We start from the raw sequence: 23887 nt of genomic DNA on the forward strand, positions 1-23887 counted from the left end.
GGTGACTGACGGGCATCGTGGCGGCCATTTTAACGTGGGCGACGACTATCGCACCCATTGGAATTTGCAACAGTGGGCAAATGCCGCTCCTCTTATAATGTCGCTTTCGAGCAATGCCGGTGGGCATCATGCCGCACCGGCCATAGGAACGCATCATGGCAAAACACGCAAAAGTGCTGATTCTCGGTTCCGGTCCCGCCGGCTATACCGCCGCGGTCTACGCGGCCCGCGCCAACCTGCAGCCGGTGCTGATCACCGGCCTGGCCCAGGGCGGACAGCTGATGACCACCACGGACGTCGAGAACTGGCCGGGCGATGCCAAGGGCGTCCAGGGTCCCGAACTGATGCAGCGCCTGCTGGCGCATGCAGAAGAGTTCAAGACCGAAATCATCTTCGATCACATCCACACCGCCAGGCTGGTGGACGAGAACGGCAAGCCGGCCCGCCCCTTCACGCTGATCGGCGACGCCGGCGAGTACACCTGCGACGCCCTCGTCATCGCCACCGGCGCTTCGGCCCAATACCTGGGCCTGCCGTCGGAAGAGTCCTTCATGGGCCGCGGCGTGTCGGCCTGCGCCACCTGCGACGGCTTCTTCTACAAGAACCAGGAAGTCGCCGTGGTCGGCGGCGGCAACACCGCCGTGGAAGAAGCGCTGTACCTGTCGCACATCGCCAGCAAGGTCACCGTGATCCACCGCCGCGACAGCTTCCGCGCCGAGCCGATCCTGGTCGACCGCCTGCTCCAGCGCGAACAGGAAGGCCGCATTGAAATCCGCTACGACAACGTGCTGGATGAAGTGCTGGGCGACGATTCCGGCGTCACCGGCATCCGCATCCGCAACGCCAAGACCAGCCAGACCGAAGAGCTGAAGCTGGCGGGCGTGTTCATCGCCATTGGCCACAAGCCCAATACCGACCTGTTCGCCGGCCAGCTGGAGATGAAGAACGGCTACCTGGTGACCAAGTCGGGCCTGCAGGGCGACGCCACCGCCACCAGCGTGCCGGGCGTGTTCGCCGCCGGCGATGTGCAGGACCACGTCTACCGCCAGGCGATCACCAGCGCCGGCACCGGCTGCATGGCCGCGCTGGATGCGCAGCGTTTTGTCGAAGCCCTGAAGTAAGCGCAAGCCCTCCTGGACCGGCCTGCCGTGGCCGGTTCATCTCCACTCGCCCTCCCCGGCTGCCCTGCCCCAGTCGATATAATTCCGGCGAGCCCCCGGAGATTATTCATGACGCAAGGCGCCCGCAAACCCGACCGCCCGACCCAACGCTTCGGCCTGAACGACCTGTCCCGCCTGCGCGACAACCTCAAGGCCGATGCCGAGCGGCGCGAAGCCGAGCGCCTGGCCGCCGAGCAGGCGGCGCAGCGTGCCCGCGAAGAGGCCGACGTGTTCCGTGCCAGCGTGGGCCAGGTCAGCCAGCTGCGCGACCGCAACCGCGCCCACCACCCCGCCAGCAAGCCCGCGCCCGTCCCGGTGCAATCGCAGCGCAACGACCAGGCGGTATTGCAAGCCTCGCTGTCCGATGACTTCGATGTCGAAAGCCTGCTGGAGACCGACGAGACCCTGTCGTTCCGCCGCCCCGGCATCGGCATGGACGTAATCCGCAAGCTGCGGCGCGGCGAATGGGTGCCCCAGGACAAGGTTGACCTGCACGGCCTGCGCAGCGACGAGGCGCGCGAGGCGCTGGCCGAATTCCTGCGCCGCTCGGTGCGCAACGGCGTGCGCTGCGTGCGCGTGATCCACGGCAAGGGCCTGGGCTCGCCCGACAAGCTGCCGGTGCTCAAGGGCAAGGTGCGCAGCTGGCTGGTGCAGAAGGAGGAAGTGCTCGCCTTCGTGCAGGCGCGCGAGGCCGAAGGCGGCGCCGGCGCGCTGATGGTGCTGCTGCGCCAGCCGAAGCCCTGACGCACCGGGCCTGAACCGCGCCGCGGATGCATCTCCCGCTCGAATTGCTGATGGGGCGGCTGCCCCTGATCCTCCATATCATGGAGGTCATCGGCGTGCTCGCCTTCGCGGTGTCGGGCGTGGTCGATGCGCGCAAGCAGCGGCTCGACGTGGTCGGCACCTTCGTGGTCGCCTTCGCCACGGCCTTCGGCGGCGGCACGCTGCGCGACGTGCTGCTGGACCGGCGCCCGTTCTACTGGGTCGACCATGAAGGCTACGTGCTGCTGATCTTCGCGATGTCGTTCGGCGCGTCGTTCGTGCTGCGCGTGGTCAGCCGCGTGGCCTCGGACCGGGCCATGATCGTCGCCGACGCGATCGGGCTCGGGCTGTTCTCGGTCACCGGCGCCTCGCTGGCGCTGGTGGCGCAGATGACGCCGACCGTGGCGGTGATGATGGGCATCATCTCGTCGGTGTTCGGCGGCGTGGTGCGCGACGTGCTGTGCAATGAAGTGCCAATGATCCTGCGCGACCGCTCGCCCTACGCGACCTGCTCCTTTGTCGGCTGCTGGATCTACATCGGCCTGACCTGGCTGGAGGTGCAGCAGGAGGCGGCGCTGATGACCGGCGCGCTGGCGATCATCGCGATGCGGCTGGTGTCGGTGCGCTACGGCTGGAAGCTGCCGAGCTGAGCCTGCATCGCCGCAGGACAAATCCAGAAACAAAAAACGCCGCCCGGTTGGGCGGCGTTCCTGCATTGACAGGCGGCGGCTCAGACCGCGGCTTCGTCCTGCTCGCCGGTACGAATGCGGATCACGCGCTCGATCTCGGTCACGAAGATCTTGCCGTCGCCGATCTTGCCCGTATGCGCGGCCTTGACGATGGCGTCCAGCACGGTGTCCAGCTGGTTCTCAGCCACCACCACCTCGATCTTGATCTTGGGGAGGAAGTCGACGACGTATTCGGCGCCACGGTAGAGCTCGGTATGCCCTTTCTGCCGGCCAAATCCCTTCACCTCGGTCACCGTCAGCCCGGTCACGCCGACATCAGCGAGGGCTTCACGCACCTCGTCGAGCTTGAACGGTTTGATGATGGCGGTAATCTGCTTCATGACTGGCCCCTGGTTATCGTTTGTTCACGCGCCTGGCGGCGCACCGCCGCGGGCGCGGCGCTCTCCGGCTGGCATTTTAACAGCCATTGGCGCCATGCATTCCCCGCAATCCCGCGCCCGGCGCGGCCGGAACGTTCGACAACCCGCATCGCAGGGCGGCGCGATGCCGTTCGAGCCTGTGGACAACCCTGTGGACAGCCCCCGGGAAATCCTGTGCAGAGCCTGTGCAAACCCTGTGCACATCACCCGGTCACGCCATGTTGAGGAAGCGGCGCCGATAGTCCGAAGGCGCCACTCCGACACGCCGCAGAAAGGCGCGCCGCAGGTTGTTGGGATCGCCAAAGCCGGCCAGCGCGGCCACGCGCTTGAGCGGATGGCGCGAACCTTCCAGCAGCCGGCGCGCGGCGTCGATGCGCGCGGCCTCGACGAAATCGGCCGGCGTCACCTGGCATTCCTGGCGGAAGACGCGGGCAAAGTTGCGCGTGCTCATGCCGGCACGTGCGGCCAGCGCGTCGACCGACAGGTCGCCGGCAAGGTTCTCGACAATCCACCCCTGCACCTCCCGGATGGCATTGCGCTCCGCCGTCTGCGCCGCAAGGTGGGCGCTGAACTGCGACTGTCCGCCTGGCCGCTTGAGGAACATCACCAGTTCGCGCGCCACCCGTAGCGCCACCACGCGGCCGAAATCCTCCTCGACAAGCGCCAGCGCCAGGTCCAGCCCCGCGGTCACGCCGGCGGAGGTGTAGACGTTGCCATCCTTGACGTATATGCGGTCCGGCTCCACCTGGACGCCCGGAAACATGCGCGCCAGGCGGTCGGTTGTGTTCCAGTGCGTGGTGGCGCTGCGTCCGTCCAGCAAGCCCGCATGTGCAAGCATCATCGCGCCGGAGCAGACCGACCCGATCCTCCGCACCGTGCGTGCCTGCCGGGACAGCCATGCGCCGATGGTTTCATCCTGCGCCTGCTTCCATAGCGCGGGGCCGCCCGCGACCAGCAGCGTGTCGATATCGTCACTGGCGGTCTCCAGCGTTGCGTCCGGTTCGATGCGCATGCCGTTGGAGGCCGTGAGCATCCCCGGCCCCGGCGCGATGATCTCGAACTGGTACGCATTCCGCGAGGCCCACGCAGCACAGCAGCAGCAGTGCGGGACGGTGGCGATCGCGGTGCTGTCCGTGCGCACGCTGCACAGCCTGTTCACGCATCGCCTGCTGGCCGGCTGAACGATGCCGTGGATCCTGTTGGTCGTGGCCGGCGTGCTGGAGATCGCCTTCGCCTTCGGCATGAAATGGTCGGCCGGCTTCAGCCGGTTCTGGCCCAGCGTCTATGCGGTGGCGACCGGGCTGTCCAGCATCGTCCTGCTGACGCTGTCGCTGCGCGCGCTGCCGGTGGGAACGGCTTATGCGGTATGGACCGGCATCGGCGCGGCCGGCACCGCGATGCTCGGCATGCTGTGGCTGGGCGAGCCGGCATCGCTGGCGCGCGCGGGCTGCATCGCGCTGATCCTGTGTGGCGTGGTGGGTCTCAAGCTGGTCTCGGGCCCGGCCGCCTGACGGCGCTCCCGCAGGAAAATGGCCCGCACAGTGCGGGCCATTTTTTCACTGCTCAGCGACACCGGCGCATCAGTCCGGTACCTTCTCCAGGTCCGCCAGCCACACCGCCGACTCCGAATCGCTCGGCGCGCGCCAGTCGCCGCGCGGCGACAGCGAACCGCCCGAGCCCACCTTGGGCGCATTCGGGATGCACGAACGCTTGAACTGGCTGGTCCTGAAGAATCGGTCCAGGAAGATCGCGAGATTGCGCTTGATCTCCGGCAGCCCATACTGGTTGCGTGCCACCTCCGGCCCGTACGGCCACACGCCGCGCTCGCGGTCGCCCCAGGCGTGCTGGGCCAGGAAAGCGATCTTGGACGGCGTGAAGCCGAAGCGCAGCGTGTGGTAGAGATTGAAATCCTGCAGCTCGTACGGCCCGATGGTGCTTTCGGTTTTCTGCTCCGGCCCATGGTTGCTGTCGCCGGGCACCAGCTCGGGGCTGATGTCGGTGCCGAGCACCGCCAGCAGCACGTCCGCCCCGCCCTCGCCGATCTGCCCGGTCTCGGCGACCCAGCGCACCAGGTGCGAGATCAGCGTCTTGGGCACGCTGGCGTTGACGTTGTAGTGCGACATGTGGTCGCCCACGCCATAGGTGCACCAGCCCAGCGCCAGCTCGCTCAGGTCGCCGGTGCCGATCACGATGGCGCCGTGGAAATTCGCGAGCCGGAACAGGTGATTGGTGCGCTCGCCAGCCTGCACGTTTTCGAAGGTCACGTCATAGACCTTCTCGCCGGCGGCGTACGGGTGCCCCAGGTCCTTCAGCATCGCCAGGCAGCTGGGTCGGATGTCGATCTCGGTGGCACTGCAGCCCACCACCTGCATCAGCTTGCGCGCCTGGTCCAGCGTGCGGTCGCTGGTGGCGAAGCCGGGCATGGTGTAGGCGAGGATATTGGCGCGCGGCAGCCCCAGGCGGTCCATCGCCTTGGCGCAGACCAGCAGCGCGTGTGTGGAGTCAAGCCCGCCCGAAACGCCGATCACCACCTTGCTGATCTTGCTGGCAGAGAGCCGCTGCACCAGCGCCTGCACCTGGATGTTGTAGACCTCCATGCAGCGCTCGTCGCGCTGGCGCGGGTCGGCCGGCACGTACGGGAAGCGCGCCACGTTGCGTGCCAGCGGCAGCGACTTCTCGCGCGGCAGGTCGAGCGCGAAGGTGACCACGCGGAACGCTTCGACCTCGGCCTTGTGCCGGCGCACCGAATGGCCGAAGGTGACCTGGTGCATGCGCTCGCGCGACAGGCGTTCGACATCGACATCGGCGAACAGCAGGTGCGAGTCGTCGGAGAAACGCTCGGATTCGGCCAGCATTTCGCCGTTCTCGTAGATCAGCGCCTGCCCGTCCCAGGCCAGGTCGGTCGACGATTCGCCCTTGCCGGCCGAGGTGTACAGGTACGCCGCCAGGCAGCGCGCCGACTGCTGCGACACCAGCTGGTGCCGGTAGCCCGATTTGCCGATGACGATGTTCGATGCCGACAGGTTCACCAGCACGGTCGCGCCGGCCATCGCGGCGAACGACGACGGCGGCACCGGCACCCACACGTCCTCGCAGATCTCGGTATGGAAGCGGAAGAACGGCAGCCCTTCGATATCGAACAGCAGCCCCGCGCCGAACGGCACGTCCTGGCCCAGCAATCGCACGCTGTCGACCGTGGCGCAGTCTGCCGCGCTGAACTGGCGCCCTTCATAGAATTCCCAGTAGTTGGGCAGGAACGATTTGGGCACCACGCCCTGCACACGGCCCGCGGCCACCACCACGGCGCAATTGAACAGCTGGTGCTGCACGCGCAGCGGCATGCCCACCACCATCGCCAGCGGCAGCTTGCGCGAAGCTTCGACGATGGTGCCGAGCGCGGCTTCGCACGCATCGAGCAGCGTGCGCTGGTGGAACAGGTCGTCGCAGGTATAGGCCGACAGGCCCAGCTCCGGGAAAGCGGCCAACACCGCGCCGCGCTGCGCGGCCTGCGTGGCCAGCGCCAGCGTCTCGCGCGCGTTGAAGGCGGGGTCGGCAACGCGGCAGACCGGCACGCCGACGGCCACGCGGGCAAAGCCGTGGGAATAGAGGTTGAAAAACGGAGTCTTCATATCGGGCCCTGGGGTATGGCAGGCATGGGGCGGATCATCCGCGCCTGAACCTGGGGGGTGACGCATATACGCCATTCTACGTCGCTACCCGGGGCCGCGCCGCCGCTGCCGTGCCGCAGCGTCGCCACGCCATTTCCGGTAGACTCGAGCCGCCCTGCGCCCGCGCGGGGCGCTCCCGTTCCCATCTCTTCAGCGACAGCCCATGCAGTCGGATTCCGGCGATACGGCGGCCACAGGCAGCCGCGCAGACGACCAGAAAGCCAGCCAAGCGGACACTCCGGACTACCAGACGCGCATCGTCTCCGACCTGGCCGAGATCGAACCGGCCGCGTGGGACGCGCTGCTGGCGCGCCAGCCCGAACCGACGCCCTTCCTGCGCCACGCCTTCCTGCATGCCTTGCATGCCAGCGGCAGCGCATGCGCCGAGACCGGCTGGCATCCGCGCTTCCTGACGTTGTGGGCCGGCGACCGGCTGGCCGCGGCGATGCCGCTCTATGCCAAGGCGCATTCGTACGGCGAGTACGTGTTCGACTGGGCCTGGGCCGATGCCTATGCGCGGCACAACATCGAGTACTACCCCAAGTGGCTGTCGGCGATTCCGTTCACGCCGGTGCGCGGCGCGCGGCTGATCGCCGAAGATCCGCAAGCGCGCCGGCTGCTGCTGAAGGTAGCGCTGGCGCTGGCGGCGGAAAGCGGCATGTCGTCGCTGCATGTCCTCTTTCCTGACGAGGCCGAAGCCGGGCTGATGCAGCAGGCAGGCATGCTGATGCGGCACGGCGTGCAGTTCCACTGGACCAATGGGGGCGAAGGTGGCAGCACACGGTACGCCGATTTCGAGGACTTCCTGGCCACGCTATCGCAGAAGAAGCGCAAGAATATCCGCGCCGAGCGGCGCCAGGTGGCGCAGGCCGGCATCACCTTCCGCCACCTGCGCGGCAGCGGGATCGACGACGAGGCCTGGCGCTTCTTCAACCGCTGCTACCGCCAGACCTATCGCGAGCACCATTCCACGCCCTACCTGAATCTGGATTTCTTCCGGCGCATCGGCGCGGCGATGCCGCAGCACCTGCTGCTGGTGGTGGCCGAGCGCGCAGGCCAGCCGATCGCCTCGTCGCTGCTGGTCTACGACGATGCGCCGCAGGTCAGCACGCTGTACGGCCGCTATTGGGGCGCGCTGGAATACCACCCCTGCCTGCACTTCGAGACCGCGTATTACCAGCCGCTGGAGTTCTGCATCGCCCACGGCATCCGCACCTTCGAAGGCGGCGCGCAGGGTGAGCACAAGATGGCGCGGGGCTTCCTGCCGGTGGCCACGCGCTCGGCGCACTGGCTGGCGCATCCCGACTTTGCCGATGCCGTGGAGCGCTTCCTCGCGCGCGAGCGCCACGGCATCGACGCCTACCTCGACGAACTGGGCGAACGCAATCCCTTCGCGCGTTCCTGAGCCGCCGAGGCGCTCAGCGCCACATGCGCCGCAGCGTGTTGTCGCCCAGCATGTAGTGGTGGAACAGCGAAGCCATCGCATGCAGCCCGATGACCAGGTAGAACGCGGTTCCCAGCGTTTCGTGGATGGCCTTGACTGTGACCTTCAGCGCGGGATCCGCCGCCACCAGCGCGGGCACTTCGATCCCCAGCGACGGCAGCGCCAGCAGGTGCCCGCCGGCATTCATCGCCAGCAGCCCCAGCAGCGGCTGCGCCAGGATAAACAGGTACAGCACCCAGTGCATGGCTGCGCCCGCCAGATGCATCCAGCGCGGGCCGGGCTCCGGCGCAGGTGCGCCGCGCACCAGCCGCCACAGCAGCCGCGGCACTGCCAGCCCTACGACCAGCGCCCCGGCCCATTCATGGACATCCATGGCCATCACGCGCGCCGGCGTGCCCTTGTCGAAATTGCCCTTCAGCTCGATGGCCGCATACGCCAGCGCCACCAGCACGAACACCGCCCAATGAAAGCACACCGCAAGCCCGTCATAGCGGCGCGATGGCGACAACACTTCCGGCAGGCTCTGCATCGGTTTGATGCTCTGTGTAGCCCGGTTCATGGCGGTTCTCCTTCTCTTTCGACACGGACCCAGCGTAGCGCAAGCCGCGCGGACAGGTCCTAACCGCCATCAAGCGGCGGGCAACAAAAAACCCCGCCGCGGCGGGGTTTCTTCAGCGTCGGTTCAGCTTACTTCTTGTAGTTGGCCACGCCGTCGGTGATTTCCTTGTGGGCTTCCTCGATGCCGGCCCAGCCTTCGACCTTGACCCACTTGCCGGCTTCCAGTGCCTTGTAGTGCTCAAAGAAATGCTTGATCTGGTCCAGCAGGTTCTGCGGCACGTCCGACAGGCCCTTCATGTAGGCGGTAGCGGGTGACAGCTTGTCCACCGGCACGGCGACCAGCTTGGCGTCCACGCCCGACTCGTCGGTCATCTTCAGCATGCCGAGTGCACGGCAGCGCACCACGGCGCCAGCCAGGATCGGGAACGGGGACAGCACCAGCACGTCCACCGGGTCGCCGTCGCCCGACAGCGTCTGCGGGATGTAGCCGTAGTTGGCCGGATAGCGCATGCCGGTGCCGATGAAGCGGTCCACGAACAGCAGGCCGGTTTCCTTGTCGGCTTCGTACTTCACCGGATCGCTCTGGGCCGAGATCTCGATGATGACGTTGAAATCGTTGGGGATGTCCTTGCCCGGGGTGACGAGGTTGAAGCTCATGCGGTTCTCCAGATGCCTGCGCTGTGTTGTCGGATGGCGGGCATTATAACGGCTCGCGCCTGACCGGTTGCTGACAAGCCATCGCCCTTTCTGACCTCCCGGCCCGCTGCAACGCGTTGCAGCCACGCGCGCGTGGGCGATAATGGCGCATTCTTCAGCCGACACTGAATAGCCGCAGCCTTCGTGCTGCCCCGGAGCCACCCATGCATGCCCAGCACTTTGTCGCCAACCGCCTGATCGCGCCGGACAACGGCCTGCGCATCAAGGTGTTCGACCCGTCCAACGGCGAGCCCTTTGCCGAGATCGCCCGCGGCAACGCCACCGACATCAATGTCGCAGTCCACGCCGCGCGCCAGGCCGCCGACGGCGCCTGGGGCCAGATGGCCCCGGCCGAGCGTGTGCGCCTGCTCAACCGCGTTGCCGTGGCGCTGATCGCCCATGAAGAAGAGCTGGCCGCGCTGGAAGCGCGCGATACCGGCAAGCCGCTGCGCCAGGCCCGCGCCGATGCCCGCGCCGTGGCGCGCTACTTCGAGTTCTACGCCGGCGCGGTCGACAAGCTGCACGGCCAGACCATCCCCTACAACCCCGGCTACACCGTGCTGACGGTGCGCGAGCCGCACGGCGTGACCGGCCACATCATCCCGTGGAACTACCCGCTGCAGATCTTCGGGCGCAGCGTGGGCGCGGCGCTGGCCGCTGGCAATGCCTGCGTGGTCAAGCCGGCCGAGGACGCCTGCCTGTCGCTGCTGCGCGTGGCCGAGATCGCCGCCGAGGCCGGCCTGCCCGAAGGCGCGCTCAATATCATCACCGGCTACGGCCACGAGGCCGGCGCCGCGCTGGCGCGCCATCCCGGCATCAACCACATCTCGTTCACCGGCTCGCCGCAGACGGGCAAGCTGGTGTCGCAGCTGGCCGCCGAGAACCATGTGCCGGTCACGCTGGAACTGGGCGGCAAGTCACCACAGATCGTGTTTGCCGATGCCGACATCGACGCGCTGGTGCCGGTGGTGGTCAACAGCATCGTGCAGAACGCCGGCCAGACCTGCTCGGCCGGCAGCCGCCTGCTGGTGGAGCGCCCGGTCTACAACGCGCTGCTCGACCGGCTGGCATCGGTATTCGAGTCGCTGCGCGTGGGCCCGTCCGAACTCGACCTGGAATGCGGCCCGCTGATCAGCCGCAAGCAGCAGCAGCGCGTGTGGGACTTCGTCTCCGACGCGCAGCACGCCGGCGTGGCGGTCATGGCGCAGGGCCAGATCGTGGCCGAGGCGCCCGAGGCCGGCTACTACCAGGTGCCGATGCTGTTCCGCGATGTCCCGCCCGCGCACCGGCTGGCGCAGGAAGAAGTGTTCGGCCCGCTGCTGGCGGCCATGCCCTTCGACACCGAGGCCGAGGCCGTCGCGCTGGCCAACGGCACGCCCTATGGCCTGGTCGCCGGCGTCTGGACCCGTGATGGCGGACGCCAGCTGCGCCTGGCGCACAAGCTGCGCGCGGGCCAGGTCTTTATCAACAACTACGGAGCCGGCGGCGGCGTGGAGCTGCCCTTCGGCGGCAGCGGCCAGTCCGGCTACGGCCGCGAGAAGGGCTTCGAGGCCCTGTACGGGTTCACCACACTGAAAACCATCGCCATCCAACATGGGTAACATCAATTTCCTTTCCATCGCTTTTGCCATTTTCTTTTTCTGGATGGCGTGGCATGTGCGGAACAAGCGCGCCACCAATCCCTCCGGCATGCCGCGGCTGCAGGTGTTCAAGCGCAAGTGGGGCGATGTGGTGGGAGACCGCGTGCACTGGTGCCTGTATGTGGCGCTGCCGTTCTTGCTGGCGGTGATGATGGTCGCGAATGCGTTGCGCGGGCAGGGGCCGTTCTCGCATTGAGCGAACGAGGCGCGATCATCGATGGCGCCTGAGCGGGCCGACGCCCGTTGCAGACGCTCCCCTCTCCCGCCGGCGGGAGAGGGGAGCACACAGGCGGACATTGAAAACCTGTAGCGATCACCCAAACCACAACAACACCAGGAGACAACCAATGAGACTGGCCAACAAGGTAGCGATCGTCACCGGCGGCGGTTCCGGCTTCGGCGAGGGCATCGCCCACACCTTCGCGCGCGAGGGCGCCAGCGTGCTGGTGGCCGACCTGCGCGAAGACGCCGCCGAGCGCGTTGCCGCGGCGATCCGCGAGGCCGGCGGACAGGCGCGCGCGGTGCGCGCCGACGTCTCGCGCGGCGACGATACCGAAGCCATGCGCGAGGCCGCGCTGGCCGCCTTCGGCGACGTGCATATCGTCGTCAACAACGCCGGCACCACGCATCGCAACAAACCCATCCTCGACATCACCGAGGATGAGTTCGACCGCGTCTACGCGGTCAACGTCAAGAGCATCTACTGGTCGGCGCGTGCCTTCATCCCGCACTTCCGCCAGCGCGGCGGCGGCGCGTTCGTCAACATTGCCTCCACCGCCGGCATCCGCCCGCGTCCCGGACTGGTCTGGTACAACGGCAGCAAGGGCGCTGTGATCACCGCCAGCAAGGCCATGGCGGCCGAACTGGGCAAGGACAATATCCGCGTCAACTGCGTCAACCCGGTGATCGGCGCCACCGCGCTGCTCGAAGAGTTCATGGGCATGCCCGACACGCCCGAGAACCGCGCGAAGTTCCTCGCCACTATCCCGATGGGGCGCATGTCGACGCCGCAGGACGTGGCCAATGCCTGCCTTTACCTGGCTTCCGACGAAGCCGCCTTCATCACCGGCACCTGCATCGAAGTCGACGGCGGGCGCTGCGTCTGAGCCCTGCTTCCCCGGCATTTCCTTGTCGTAACACCGCTGTACCGCGTCGTCGAGAACGCAAACATCCTCAGGAGACAGCATGACAACGACCGCAGTAACCCCCGGCGTCAGCGACGCCGCCTTTGAAGACGCCACCTACCGCAAGGTGAGCTGGCGCCTGGTGCCCTTCCTGCTGATGTGCTACGTGGTCGCCTACCTGGACCGCGTCAATGTGGGCTTTGCCAAGCTGCAGATGCTCAACGACCTGCAGTTCAGCGAGACCGTCTACGGACTGGGCGCCGGCATCTTCTTCATCGGCTACTTCCTGTTCGAAGTGCCGAGCAACGTGATCCTGCACAAGGTGGGCGCGCGCATCTGGATCGCGCGCATCATGATCACCTGGGGCGCGATCTCGGCGGCGATGATGTTCGTCACCACGCCGACCATGTTCTACGTGCTGCGCTTCCTGCTGGGCATTGCCGAAGCCGGCTTCTTTCCGGGCATCATCCTGTACCTGACCTACTGGTACCCGGCCAACCGGCGCGGGCGCACCACCACCTTCTTCATGACCGCGATCGCGCTGTCGGGCGTGATCGGCGGGCCGCTGTCGGGGTGGATCATGCAGTCGTTCGACGGCCATAGCGGCTGGGCGGGCTGGCAGTGGATGTTCCTGCTGGAAGGGGTGCCCTCGATCCTGGTGGGGCTGTGGGTGCTGGCCTACCTGGATGACCGCATCGCGCACGCCAGGTGGCTCACGGCCGGGGAAAAGGCGCTGCTAGAGCGCAATATCGCCGCCGAAGACGCGCACAAGGAAGACCCGCCAATCCGCACCGTGATGTTCAGCCCGCGCGTCTGGCTGATGAGCGCGATCTACTTCTGCTTCGTCATGGGCCTGTACGGCGTCAGCTTCTGGCTGCCGACCATCATCAAGCAGACCGGCGTGAAGAGCGCGCTCGACATCGGCCTGCTGACCGCGATCCCGTATGGCTGCGCGGTGATCGGCATGGTGCTGGTGGCGCACAGTGCCGACCGCAGCGGCGAACGGCGCTGGCATATCGCGATCCCGGCGCTGCTCGGCTCGTTCGGCCTGCTGCTGTCGGTGCAATGGGCCACCAATACCACGCTGGCCATGTGCGCGCTGACGCTGGCCACCATCGGCATCCTGACCACGTTGCCGCTGTTCTGGAGCCTGCCCACGTCGTTCCTGGCCGGCACCGGCGCGGCAGCCGGCATTGCCCTGATCAACTCGCTGGGCAACCTCGCCGGCTTTCTCAGCCCGTATGCGGTAGGCTGGCTCAAGGACCTGACCAGGAGCACGGACTCCGGCATGTACCTGCTGGCCGCGTGCCTGGTGGTCGGCGCGGCGTTGACGCTGTCGGTCCCGGCCCGGCTGGTGAGCCGCAGGTAGGCAAGCGCTTCGCGGGTGGCCCGCAACGGCGCTTTCCGGCAAGGAAAGCGCCGTTTTTCATGGGATCTGCGCAAGTGCCTGGCGCGGCGCTCGCGCGGCGACGACGCGCCATCCGCTGACGCCGGTGTAGGACCAAACCCGGCATTGCGGCCCCGGCTTGCGCCCTAGCATGGAAAGGAAGACACCCGGAGTGATCCACACGGGGTCCTCCGGGCATGTGAATCCTGAAGATTGCCAAGGAGGCCACGATGCCGCACCTGCCCCCGTTTGCCCCCACCCAGTCACTGAAGCGCGTCGAAGCGCGGCTCGCACGCCGCACGCGCGTCAAGCGCCTTGTCATCGCGCTCAGCGCCGGCGTGGTCGCGCTGCTGGCCCTTGTGCCAGCTGCCAGCCATGCCCAGGCACCCGTGGTCGAAGCCACACCGGCGCCCGCGCCCGCCATGCCCGCGCCGGCTCCGGCAGCGACTGCTCCGGCACCGACTGCTCCGGCAGCGACGTCGCCAGCAGCGACCGCCCCAGCTCCGGCCGGCGCCATCGCCCCAACCCCGGGCGTGACCGCGCCCGCGACGCAGCCGCCCACCACCATGCCGCCGCCGGTTGCCCAGCCTGCACCGGCACCGGGTACTGCAGCGCCGCCGCCAACGGCATCGCCTGCCCCGGCACCGGGCGGTGCCTCACCTGCCGTGCCCGCTCCGCCGGCCACCGCGGCCCAGCCACGCCCGCCGCTGACCACGCCGCAGCCTCCGCCGCCGCGTGATGCAATGGTGCAGCGTACCGCGGGGGCGGTAACCTACATCTGCGGCGGCGTTGCCGAGGACGAACAGGTCGCACTGCAGCAGCTGGCACGCAACTTCAACATGAGCCTGCTCTTTACGCAGGGCGCGCGCGGCGAGTACCTGTCGGATGTCGACGTCAAGCTGATGCGCGGCAACAAGGAAGTGGCGAGCTTTGTCGCCGACGGGCCGCGCTGCCTGCTGAAGGCGCCGAGCGGCACGTACAACGTGCGGGCGACTTACCAGGGCCGGACCAGGACGGCCACGGTGAGCACCGGCGGCCGCAACAACCAGATGCGCTGGTAGGTCGAGGATGGCAGCGCCGCTACGCGGCGTTGCCGGAGGAGAGGAAGGGGCGCGGCGTGTCGCGATGCCGCGCTTTTTCTTTTGGCCGAATGCCTCACGTCAACTGACGGTGGTCTCCCTCTCCCGCAAGCGAGAGAGGGGAGCGAACCGATAGCGTTTGAAACGCTCAGGCCCCCGGCCCCTCGCCCAGCATCTGCGCCACCGATGCCGCCGTTCCCGCCGCGCGCTCGCCCAGCAGGCGCTGCAGCGTGGCCAGCAGCTGGTCCTCGTTATACGGCTTGCCGAGGTAGACGTTGACGCCGATTTCCTCCGCGTAGCGGCGATGCTTGTCCGCCGTGCGCGAGGTGATCATCACCAGCGGCATATGCGCCGTGCGCGAGTCGGAACGCACGTTGCGGGTCAGGTCGAAGCCGTCCATGTTCGGCATCTCGATATCCACCAGCATCGCATCCGGCATCACTTCCTGCAGCTGCTTGAGCGCATCCACGCCGTCACGCGCCAGCACCACCTGGTAGCCGGCGCGGCCGAGCAGGCGCTGGGTCGCCTTGCGCACGGTCAGCGAATCATCGACCACCATCACCGTGGGCTGCAGCGCCAGGCCGCGCACCGGCGCGGCGCTGCCGTCACCGGCCAGTTCGGCGACCGCGCCCAGCGGCCCGGCCACCGGCTGCGCCAACTGCGGCGCGGACTCCGGTGCGGACGGCGCAGGGACCATCTGCTGCGGCGCGGGCTGGCCGCGCTCGCGCAGCAGCCGCTGGGCCAGCACCACGGGGTTGTAGATCAGCACGATCTCGCCGTCGCCGAGCGTGGTTGCGCCGGCAATGCCTTCCAGCCGCGCCAGCTGCGGCCCGATGTGCTTGACCACCACTTCGCGGTTGCCGACCACCTCGTCAACGTGCACGGCGACACGTTCGGCGCCGCTGCGCACCAGCACCACCGGCGAGTACTTGCGGCCGGCCGTCACGGAGTTGCCCTCTTCCAGCAGGGCGCCGAAGTAGAAGAACGGCACGTCGGCGCCGGCCACCGCGAAGCGTCCCTGGTTGTAGGCCTCCACCAGCGCCGGCGCGCGCAGCTGCTGCACCTGGTCGATCATGCCGCTGGGCACCGCATAGCGCCGCGCGCCCAGCGAGAACACCAGCACCTGCGTGATGGCCGTGGTCAGCGGCAGGTGCACGGTAAAGGTGGTGCCCTGCCCGGCCTTCGAAGCCAGCGTGATGCGGCCGCCCAGCGCCACGGTCTCGGCGCGCACCACGTCCATGCCGACGCCGCGCCCGGCCAGCTCGGAGACTGCATCGGCCGTGGAGAAGCCGGGGGTGAAGATCATCTCGGTCAGGCGCGCCTCGCCGGCGTCGTCGTCCGGCGCAAGCAGGCGGCGCTCGACCGCGCGCGCGCGGATGCGCGCCAGGTCCAGCCCGTTGCCGTCGTCGACGAAGTGCAGCACCACTTCATTGCCTTCCTGCTGCACCTCCAGCGTCAGCGCGCCCGTGGCGGGCTTGCCGGCGGCGCGGCGTTGCGGCGCGGGCTCGATCCCGTGCACCACCGCATTGCGGATCAGGTGTTCGATCGGGCCAGCCATGCGGTCCAGCACGGAGCGGTCGATCTCGACCGTGCCGCCCTTGATCAGCAGCCGCACTTCCTTGCCGGTCTCGGCGGCGGCCTGGCGCGCCACGCGGTACAGGCGTTCGGCCAGCGCGTCGAACTGCACCATGCGCGCCTGCATCAGGCTGCGCTGCAGCCCGCGCGTCAGCCGCGCCTGCGCAGCCAGGTCGCCGGCGGCGCGGTCGAAGCCGCGCTGCAGGTTCTGCTCGACGGTGGCCACGTCGTTGACCGATTCGGCCATCATCCGCGTCAGTTCCTGGAAGCGGGTAAAGCGGTCGAACTCGAGCGGGTCGAACTCCTGCTTGTGCTGCGCATCGGCGATGCGGGACGCCATCTGCGATTCGGCCTGGATCTCGATCTCGCGCAACTGGCCGCGCAGGCGCGCGACGTTGTCGTTGAGTTCGCCCAGGTAGGTGCGCATCGCATCGAGTTCGCTGTCGAGCCGCGCGCGCGTCGCGCCGACTTCGCCGGCCTCGTTGATCAGCGTGTCGAGCGCACGCGCCTGCACACGCACCAGCGCACGCTGCGGCTCGGCCGCCGGGATGGACGCGGTGGGAGGCATCGGCACCATCACGTCCGCGGGCCCGGGCATGACCGGCAGCATGGAGACCGCACCGGCAACATCTGCGGCAGGATTTGGGGCCGCTTCAGGGTGCGCTTCGGCGGCGGGCTCCGCCTCATCCTGCGGCGCCCCGCCCAGACCGTTGATCACATCCGGGTCGTCGGGGGGCAGCAGGCGGCCGGCCTGGAGCGCTTCGGCGTGCGCGAGAATGCGGTCGTACCAGGCGTAGAGGCGCTCGAACAACTGCGGGCCGGCTCCCGGCCCGGCCTGCACGCGCAGGCTGGCATCGAGCAGCGTTTCCATCTCGTGCGCGGCTTGGCCCAGCGCCATTGCGCCGGCCATGCGCGCACTGCCCTTGAGCGTATGCAGCGCGCGCAGCACCAGTCCGCCGTGGCGCGCGTCCGCCGGCGCCGCTTCCCAGGTGCGCACCAGCTTGCCGAGTTCGGGCAGCGTGCCCTGGGCTTCCTCGAGGAAGATCTGGACCAGCGCGGGGTCGGGCGCGGGGTCGGACGCGGCGTCACCGGCCTCCGCCGCGACCGGCGGCCGGTGCGAGGTCGGCAGCGCAATCACGACGGCATCATGCTGCGCAGGGAGCGCGGGCGGCGTGGGCTCGGCCGGCGCTGGCGCTGACGGTGCTTCGTCATCCTCGGGCAGCGGCTGGCCATACAGCTGCGCCATCGAGCTGTCCGGCGCGTCGGGCACCACCACGGCCACGCGTGGGCGCAGCAAGGCGCGCTCGCCGAATTCCACCAGGCTGCGGTGCAGGCCTGCGTCGGCCTGCGGCCAGACGCCGGCGGCAAACTGGTGCAGCATGCCGCGCAGCCGCTCCACCGCCTGCTCCAGCAGGCGGAAGTCGCCCGGATGCATTGCCACCGGGTGCGAGCCCAGCTGCAGCAGCAGTCCTTCCAGCGCTTCGGCGATCTCGCGCACCGGCTCCAGCCCCACGGTCGAGGCACTGCCCTGCAGCGTGTGCGCCACGCGCAGCGCCAGCTCGCTCGGGCACGGATGCCCCTCGTGGCGCCATTCGGAGATATCAGTGGCGAACTGGCGCAGCAGGTCGTCGGCCTCCTGCAGGTAGACGTTGTAGAGCGCCAGGCCGATTCGGACCGGGCCGATGACCTTGTAGTTGTCCTCCTCGCTGGACAGGCCGCCGGCCAGGCGGAACGGGATGACGTTGTCGTCCTCGCCGGGCGTGTCCTGCGGTGCCGCCGCTCCCGGCTGCCTGTCGTCCGCGGAAGGCACTGGTGGAGCGGCCTCCGGGGTGGACGGCTTGCCCGCAGCCTCCCCTTCATTCGCCTGGAGGCCGTCGCGCACCGCCTCGGCAGTTGCCACCAGGGCAGCGATATCGTGCCCCGCACCCGCGTCGCGGTGCAACTGAGCCACCCACGCCGACAGCTCGGCGTGCGCGCGGCGCAGCAGCGACAGCAGCGCCGGCACCGGCGCGCGGGACTCGGCGATCCACAGGTTCATCACCTGCTCCACCGCCCACGCGGCTTCGCCGTAGCGATGCAGGCCGACCATGCGGCTCGAGCCCTTGAGCGTATGGAAGGCACGCCGCATGCGGCTGAGCGTGTCGGCATCACGCAAGGGATCGACGCCCCCGTCGAGGTCGCTGGCAATGCCGTCCAGCACCTCGTCGGCTTCATTGAGGAAGATGTCGAGCAGCTCGGCGTCGACCGCGGCGCTGTCATCGGCAGCGGGCCGGGTCGGCGCGGCGGCGGCTGCAGCTGCAGCAGGCAGCGGAGCCGGTTCAGGCTCGCCCGCGGCATCGGCCAGCGCCAGCATCAGGCGACCGGCGGCATCATCGCTGCCGGCCAGCCAGGCATTGCATTGCGTGGTGGCATCGGCGGCGCGGCGCCGCAGCGGCGCGTTGTCGTCGATCGCGGCCTGGTCCGCCAGCGCCTGCAGCGCGGCACGCAGGCGCTGCACCTGCGGCGCGTCGAGCATGGGACCGGCCTGGAACGCTTCGGCCGCGGCGTCGCGGGCAGCGGCAAGCGGAGTCTGCACAGCGCGTGCATCCTCGATGGCTGCGGCTTCGGCGGGCATGTCATGCCGGCGGGCGCGGCCGAATTCCAGCGCATCGGCAAAGGCATGGACGGTGCCCAGCTCGGCCGCCACGGCGGCGAGCAGTTCGGTGCGCATGGCGGCATCGGAAGCATGGGAGGCATCGCCAACCGCGGCCAGCCGCTCATTGACGGCCTGCACCGCAGCCATGGCCCTGCCCGCGTCCCCGGCCAGCAGGGCCGGCAGCGCCGGCGACGCTTGCAGCCGCTCCAGCGTATTGGCCAGCGCCGCGAACGCCTGGCGCGCATCGCGCAGGTGGCCGGCGCCATCGGCACGCGCGGCGTTGCGGTCATAGCTGTCCAGCCACGATTCGCCGCTGTCGATCTGCGCACGCAGCTGCGACACGGCCTCGCCGCGCAGTGCCTGCGCGCGCGCATCGTCAACCATGCTGGCCAGCCACGCCGGCGCGCCCACGCCCGGATCCGAGGCCGACTGGTGCAGGCAATCGGCCAGCGCCTCGCACTGCGCGGCAAAGCGCGCCGCGGCGGGATGGGCGGATTGTCCGTGCACGCGCCACGGCAAGGCCAGCGCACGCGCCAGGAACAGCGCGATGCCGGTGGCGCCCAGCGCTCCGGCCCGGCTGAGCTCCCAGCCGGGCCCCGCGGCCGCCATCGTCGACATCGCCGCCTGCGCCAGGCAGCGCTGCAGCGGTGGCTGTGCCAGCGGCTGCGCGGCTTCGGCAAGCGCGGCCAGCGCGGTTTCCCAGCCGGCCTGGTCGCCGGCCGCGGCCTGCTCCAGCCCCGCGGCGGCCTGCTGCAGGTTGCGCGTATCGATCGGGTCGAGCCAGCCGTAATAGCGCAGCCGGAAGTCGGCATCGGCCACCGCGTGCGCGGCGTCGAGACGGAAGGCCGCCAGCGTACGGACGATGTCGCTGCGCACGGCAGCGGCGCCATCCGCCTGGGCCGCGTCGCCGGCCACCGTTTTCGCCAGCCCCGTGCACACCAGCAGGAACACGGCATCGTTCAGCAGCGCCTGCGGCACGCGCACATGCCCTTGCTGGTACTGGCGCAGCAGCAGGTTGGCACGCCCGGCAAAACGCTTGGCCAGCAGGTCGGACGGCAGCAGTCCATGCCCGAGCGCGCGGAACACCAGCCCCAGCACATGCCAGACGTCACGGTCCGGGTGGTCGGCGGCGCGGCGCGGCTCCTGCTCGTTGGCGCGCACTTCGTCCAGCGCCGCATGCAGCGGCAGCCAGGCCTCGCGCAGCAGGGCCGCGTCCTGGCACGCGGCGGGCAGGCGCATGGCCTTCAGCAGGGTGGCCTCGAATTGCTGGCGCGCGCGCGTGACGGCGGCGGGGCTGCGCGCCGGCAGCAGCATGCCGGGCAGCATCTGCAGCTCGTCGAGCCACAGGTCAGCCGGATGCACGCGCTCCTCGCGCAGTTGCGCCAGCACGCCGGCGTAGGGCTGGAACAGCCGCAGCGGGGCTTCGTCATCGCCGGCCATCAGGTCGTCGACATACTCGGCCAGCGCCTGCACGCCGGCGCGGAACACCGCCAGCGCCTGCGCGTCGGCGGCGAGCTGGCCGGCATCGATGGCCTCGAGCAGGCGGCGCAGCGCCTGGCAGTACGGGTCGGTGCCGCGCAGCCCGACGATATGCACCGCGCCGGCGGCCTGGTGCAGGTGCTGGCCGGCGAGCCGCAGCGAGGTGGTATCGCGCGCGCCCAGCGCCTCGGGCGCCTGGCGGATTTCATCGACGTAGTGGCCCAGCTCCGCGGCCGCGTCTTCGAGCGCGGCGCGCAGGCTCGGCGCGAGCCACGCCAGCCCGGACAGGTCGCGCGCCGCGCCGCCGGCGTCGGCCGGCACGGCGGTGGTGGCAGATGCGGGCAGCGGCGCCGCTTCCGGCTCGGGCATGGCGGGCGCCGGCAGCGATGCGTTGGCATCGGCCGCTTCGCACGGAATGGGAAAATTCATGGACATGACGGCTTCCAGTGCGGCGCCGCCAGGGCGGCCGCGGGCGGCCCGCCGCGGCGGCAGGCAGGCGCTGGGTTGGCTTGATGGCAGGCGCGAAGGTAGCGGTGGCGGCGGTTGTGCCAGTTACCGCGCTGCGCGGAAGCGGTCGCAGGCGTCATCCGGCCACTCAGGCGATCTTGAAGCGCGACACCGAGTTGCGCAGCTCCTCAGTCAGCAGCGTCAGCTGGCGCACGGATTGCGCGGTCTGGCGCGTGCCGCTGGTGGTCTGCTCGGTTACCTGCAGGATGCGTTCGATATGGCGCGCCACGGTGGTGGCAAGGTCGGCCTCGTGCGAGGTGGACTGCGAGATCTGCTCGATCAGCTCCGCCAGCTGGCGCGACACGCGGCCGATCTCGACCAGCGCCGCGCCGGCATTGTCGGACAGGCGCGCGCCCTCGACCACGCCCTGCGTGCTGCGCTCCATGGCGTGCACGGCGTCCTGGGTATCGGTCTGGATGGTGCGGATCAGCGCGCCGATCTGCTTGGTGGCCTCGCCGGAGCGTTCGGCCAGGCGCTGCACTTCTTCGGCCACCACCGAGAAGCCGCGCCCGGCTTCGCCGGCCGATGCGGCCTGGATGGCGGCGTTCAGTGCCAGCACGTTGGTCTGCTCGGTAATGTCCGAAATCAGTTCGACGATTTCACCGATCTCCTGCGACGACTCGCCCAGGCGCTTGATCCGCTTGGAGGTCTCCTGGATCTGCTCGCGGATGTCGTTCATGCCGGTGATGGCGTTCTGCACCGCCTGCTGGCCCTGCTCGGCGGCCGACAGCGAGGCGCGCGCGACGTTGGCCGACTCGGCCGCGCCGCGCGATACCTGCGTGATGCGGTCGGCCATCTCCACCACCGATTCGCCGGTCTGGCGGATCTGGCGCGACTGCTCTTCGGTGGTCGACACCAGCTGGGTCGAGGTGGCCTGCACCTGCCCCGAAGCCTGCGTCACCTCGCCGGCGGTCTGCTGCACCCGGCCGACCAGCTCGCGCAGTTCTTCCACGGTGTAGTTGACCGAGTCGGCAATGGCGCCGGTGATGTCCTCGGTCACCGTGGCCTGGCGCGTCAGGTCGCCGTCGGCGATGTCCTGCAGCTCGTTCATCAGCTGCAGAATGGCCTTCTGGGTGTTGTCGTTGTTGCGCTTTTCATCGAGGCGGCGCGCTTCGGCCTCGCGTTCGCGCGCCTCGGCTTCCAGCGCGCGCATGCGCGAATCGCGCAGGTACAGCGCGGCCAACCCCACCAGGCACAGCAGCGTCAGCAGCGACGACACCACGGTAGCGCCCAGCGTCACAGGGCGCAGGCGCGCCGACTCGGCGTAGGCGCGCTGCAACGCCGACAGCTCGCCGCGCAGCGCCTCGTTGTCGTTGAAGATCTGCTGCTGCGCGCGCTTGGCGGCAATCAGGCCGGGCAGGTTCTGCAGGATGGTCTGGGTGGTCTTCTGCACCGCGTCGAAACGATCCGACAGCTGCTTCAGGTAGCCGCGCGTCTCTTCGTCGGTGGCCGCGGAGAGGCGCAGCGCTTCGCTGCCGTTCATCAGCCCGTCCAGCGTCTCGCGGAAGGTGTTGGTGTCCTTGCCGAGCAGGAACGCGGTCTCGGGGTTGACGCCTTCTCCGGCCAGGAACTCGTTCAGGTTCTTGCCCAGGCGCTGCGTCAGCATCACCAGTTGCGCGGAGGCCGCCACCTCACGGGCATTGGCGCCGGACTGCAGCTTGATCGCGGCCACCTGCTCGGCGGCTTCCAGCAGTTCGGGGTTCGAGGCGTTGAAGACCTGCAGGGTCCGGCCGATGGTGGTCAGCACAGGCTGCTGGGCCAGCACGTCGGCCGCGCTCTTCTCGGAGCGCTTCCACGACGTCATGGCGGTTTCCAGCAGCGGCGCGGCCTCGCCCGTGGTGGCGCGCACGCGTTTCTCGTCGCTGCCGTCCTGCAGCGCCTTCAGGTCCGTCGCCAGCGTCTCCTTGGACTCGCGCAGCTGCGTGAAGGCCTGCGCATTGCCCAGCAGCGCCACCGGCACCGCCTTGCCCAGGCGCTGCGAGTGCATCAGCATGTCGCCCGCAATCTCGATCTGCGCCGCCGCATTGTTGGCGATGCGGTTGTCGAGGTACACCGAGCCCAGCAGCGCCACCAGCGACACCACCACGCCCACGGTCAGCACCCGCTGCTGCGACGAGAACGGCACGCGGCCCAGCCATGCCGACACGTGCTCAATCGGCGTGGCGCCAAGCCCGGCGGTTGCTGCGGACTCGGCGGACGCGGCGGACGTGGCGGATTCTGCCGGCTGGGCGTGGGAGCCACCGGCATAGGCCATTTCCGGCGCGCCGCCAAGTCCGGTCCCGGCGGCCGCAGCGGCGGCGTCGGCTGCCGGCGTACGCCGGCCCAGGCTGAATTTCTTGAAACCCATGGCACCCTCTTCCGTGTTATTCGTCGTTGTGCCCGGCGGCTCGTGCCGGGTGCGCCGGCCCGGAGCCAGCGCGTGTCCTTTGCCCGCCCGCGGCGTGGTGCGCGCGCCGGCCTCAGGCCGCGCCGCGGCCCACCTGCAGGAACGCCGGCGCGTCCAGCAGCGCGCGCACGTTGAGCACCTGCCAGTCGCGCCCGTCGCGGTCGGCGAAGCGCTGGCCCTCCCAGGCCGGCGCCTCATCGTGTCCTGGCGCCGCCTCCCCGTGCGGCAGGCCCAGGTCCGCCGCATGGCGCAATCCCGCCACGCGCGTGGCCAGGATCGCGCAGGCGCGCTCCACCTGGCGCGACAGCACCACCAGCTTGCTGCCGGGCTGCACCGGGGTGGGCGCACCGCCGCAGAACTGGCTGAAATCGATCACGCCGAGCAGGCTGCCGCGCGCATTGACCAGGCCGCTGTACCACGGCTGCGTCAGCGGCACGCGGCTGGGCTGGCGCATATCGAGCACCTCGCCGGTCTCGGCCAGCGGCAGCAGCCAGTGGCGCGCGCCGATCTGCAGCGCCAGGTAGCTGTCTGCGGCGGGCAGGCTGCGCGCCTCGCGCAGGCGCCGGGCCAGCATGGCCTGGTAGTCCTGCAGGCGGGTGTGGCGGGCGCGTAGGTCTTGGCGTGGCGCGTTCATGTGGCAGTCCCCGGTACTGGTGGTGGCATCCCGTACGGCCGGCGC

At 69.3% G+C, this 23887-nt stretch carries 18 protein-coding genes and 1 pseudogene; 11 read left to right on the forward strand and 8 right to left on the reverse strand.

Features of this window, described 5'->3' with window-relative positions; translation table 11 throughout:
* The first annotated feature begins 155 nt into the window (after positions 1–155).
* The 3 genes from trxB (at position 156) to K309_RS0106950 (ending at position 2572) form a co-directional block, all read left to right on the forward strand.
* Positions 156–1121: a thioredoxin-disulfide reductase gene (gene trxB / locus K309_RS0106940; RefSeq protein WP_029045744.1), complete on the forward strand. Its 966-nt coding sequence runs from the start codon at positions 156–158 to the stop codon at positions 1119–1121.
* A gap of 108 nt (positions 1122–1229) precedes the next feature.
* Positions 1230–1904 carry a Smr/MutS family protein gene (locus K309_RS0106945; RefSeq protein ID WP_029045745.1) on the forward strand — a complete coding sequence of 225 codons (675 nt, stop codon included), beginning with the start codon at positions 1230–1232 and terminating at the stop codon, positions 1902–1904.
* Between the two features lie 26 nt (positions 1905–1930).
* On the forward strand, positions 1931–2572 hold the full coding sequence (locus tag K309_RS0106950; protein WP_029045746.1) for a trimeric intracellular cation channel family protein: 642 nt from the start codon (positions 1931–1933) through the stop codon (positions 2570–2572).
* An 80-nt stretch (positions 2573–2652) separates the two neighbouring features.
* Here K309_RS0106950 and glnK read toward each other — a convergent pair whose 3' ends face one another.
* Both glnK and K309_RS36075 read right to left on the reverse strand, forming a co-directional pair.
* Positions 2653–2991 (reverse strand): P-II family nitrogen regulator, encoded by a 339-nt coding sequence (gene glnK, locus K309_RS0106955; RefSeq protein WP_006162803.1) that lies wholly within the window; start codon positions 2989–2991, stop codon positions 2653–2655.
* A gap of 250 nt (positions 2992–3241) precedes the next feature.
* Positions 3242–4102 (reverse strand): annotated as a pseudogene (locus K309_RS36075) (GlxA family transcriptional regulator); the annotation flags it as partial.
* Here K309_RS36075 and K309_RS42400 point away from each other — a divergent pair.
* On the forward strand, positions 4056–4211 hold the full coding sequence (locus K309_RS42400) for a hypothetical protein (RefSeq protein ID WP_198030797.1): 156 nt from the start codon (positions 4056–4058) through the stop codon (positions 4209–4211). The pseudogene K309_RS36075 and the gene K309_RS42400 sit on opposite strands and share 47 nt — an antisense overlap.
* A gap of 3 nt (positions 4212–4214) precedes the next feature.
* The gene (locus K309_RS0106965) at positions 4215–4541 is read left to right on the forward strand and encodes a DMT family transporter (RefSeq protein WP_029045747.1); all 327 of its coding nucleotides are present in this window, start codon (positions 4215–4217) and stop codon (positions 4539–4541) included.
* A gap of 69 nt (positions 4542–4610) precedes the next feature.
* On the opposite strand, the gene K309_RS0106970 is transcribed toward K309_RS0106965, so the two are convergent.
* A complete protein-coding gene (locus K309_RS0106970) occupies positions 4611–6659 on the reverse strand; it encodes an NAD(+) synthase (protein ID WP_029045748.1) in 2049 nt (682 codons plus the stop codon).
* A gap of 202 nt (positions 6660–6861) precedes the next feature.
* On the opposite strand from K309_RS0106970, the gene K309_RS0106975 reads away from it, so the two are divergent.
* Complete coding sequence (locus K309_RS0106975; protein ID WP_029045749.1) at positions 6862–8103, forward strand: GNAT family N-acetyltransferase; 1242 nt, start codon at positions 6862–6864, stop codon at positions 8101–8103.
* 13 nt (positions 8104–8116) lie between these two features.
* On the opposite strand, the gene K309_RS0106980 is transcribed toward K309_RS0106975, so the two are convergent.
* Both K309_RS0106980 and ppa read right to left on the reverse strand, forming a co-directional pair.
* Positions 8117–8701 carry a cytochrome b gene (locus K309_RS0106980; protein ID WP_051320366.1) on the reverse strand — a complete coding sequence of 195 codons (585 nt, stop codon included), beginning with the start codon at positions 8699–8701 and terminating at the stop codon, positions 8117–8119.
* Positions 8702–8829: 128 nt separating this feature from the next.
* Positions 8830–9357 (reverse strand): inorganic diphosphatase, encoded by a 528-nt coding sequence (gene ppa / locus K309_RS0106985; RefSeq protein WP_029045751.1) that lies wholly within the window; start codon positions 9355–9357, stop codon positions 8830–8832.
* A 203-nt stretch (positions 9358–9560) separates the two neighbouring features.
* Here ppa and K309_RS0106990 point away from each other — a divergent pair, with 203 nt between their 5' ends.
* The 5 genes from K309_RS0106990 to K309_RS43925 all read left to right on the forward strand — a co-directional run bounded on the left by K309_RS0106990 (position 9561) and on the right by K309_RS43925 (position 14608).
* Positions 9561–10997, forward strand: a complete 1437-nt coding sequence (locus tag K309_RS0106990) for an aldehyde dehydrogenase family protein (protein WP_029045752.1) — start codon at positions 9561–9563, stop codon at positions 10995–10997.
* A complete protein-coding gene (locus tag K309_RS0106995) occupies positions 10990–11232 on the forward strand; it encodes a hypothetical protein (RefSeq protein ID WP_029045753.1) in 243 nt (80 codons plus the stop codon). The genes K309_RS0106990 and K309_RS0106995 overlap by 8 nt, the downstream gene beginning before the upstream one ends.
* Before the next feature lie 151 nt (positions 11233–11383).
* Entirely contained in the window at positions 11384–12142 is a 759-nt protein-coding gene (locus K309_RS0107000; protein WP_029045754.1) for an SDR family oxidoreductase, read from the forward strand.
* A gap of 79 nt (positions 12143–12221) precedes the next feature.
* Complete coding sequence (locus K309_RS0107005) at positions 12222–13529, forward strand: MFS transporter (protein WP_029045755.1); 1308 nt, start codon at positions 12222–12224, stop codon at positions 13527–13529.
* A gap of 683 nt (positions 13530–14212) precedes the next feature.
* Complete coding sequence (locus tag K309_RS43925) at positions 14213–14608, forward strand: hypothetical protein (protein WP_369796398.1); 396 nt, start codon at positions 14213–14215, stop codon at positions 14606–14608.
* Between the two features lie 166 nt (positions 14609–14774).
* Here the strand turns inward: K309_RS43925 and K309_RS0107015 are convergent, their stop codons facing one another.
* From K309_RS0107015 to K309_RS0107025, 3 genes are all read right to left on the reverse strand, one after another.
* Positions 14775–20750 (reverse strand): hybrid sensor histidine kinase/response regulator, encoded by a 5976-nt coding sequence (locus K309_RS0107015; protein ID WP_029045757.1) that lies wholly within the window; start codon positions 20748–20750, stop codon positions 14775–14777.
* A 160-nt stretch (positions 20751–20910) separates the two neighbouring features.
* Positions 20911–23169 (reverse strand): methyl-accepting chemotaxis protein, encoded by a 2259-nt coding sequence (locus tag K309_RS0107020; protein WP_029045758.1) that lies wholly within the window; start codon positions 23167–23169, stop codon positions 20911–20913.
* A 112-nt stretch (positions 23170–23281) separates the two neighbouring features.
* Positions 23282–23842, reverse strand: coding sequence for a chemotaxis protein CheW (locus tag K309_RS0107025; RefSeq protein ID WP_029045759.1), 561 nt, complete (start codon positions 23840–23842; stop codon positions 23282–23284).
* Positions 23843–23887: the final 45 nt, after the last annotated feature.

The sequence above is a fragment of the Cupriavidus phytohabitans genome (assembly GCF_000426345.1).
Classification (GTDB): Bacteria; Pseudomonadota; Gammaproteobacteria; order Burkholderiales; family Burkholderiaceae; genus Cupriavidus.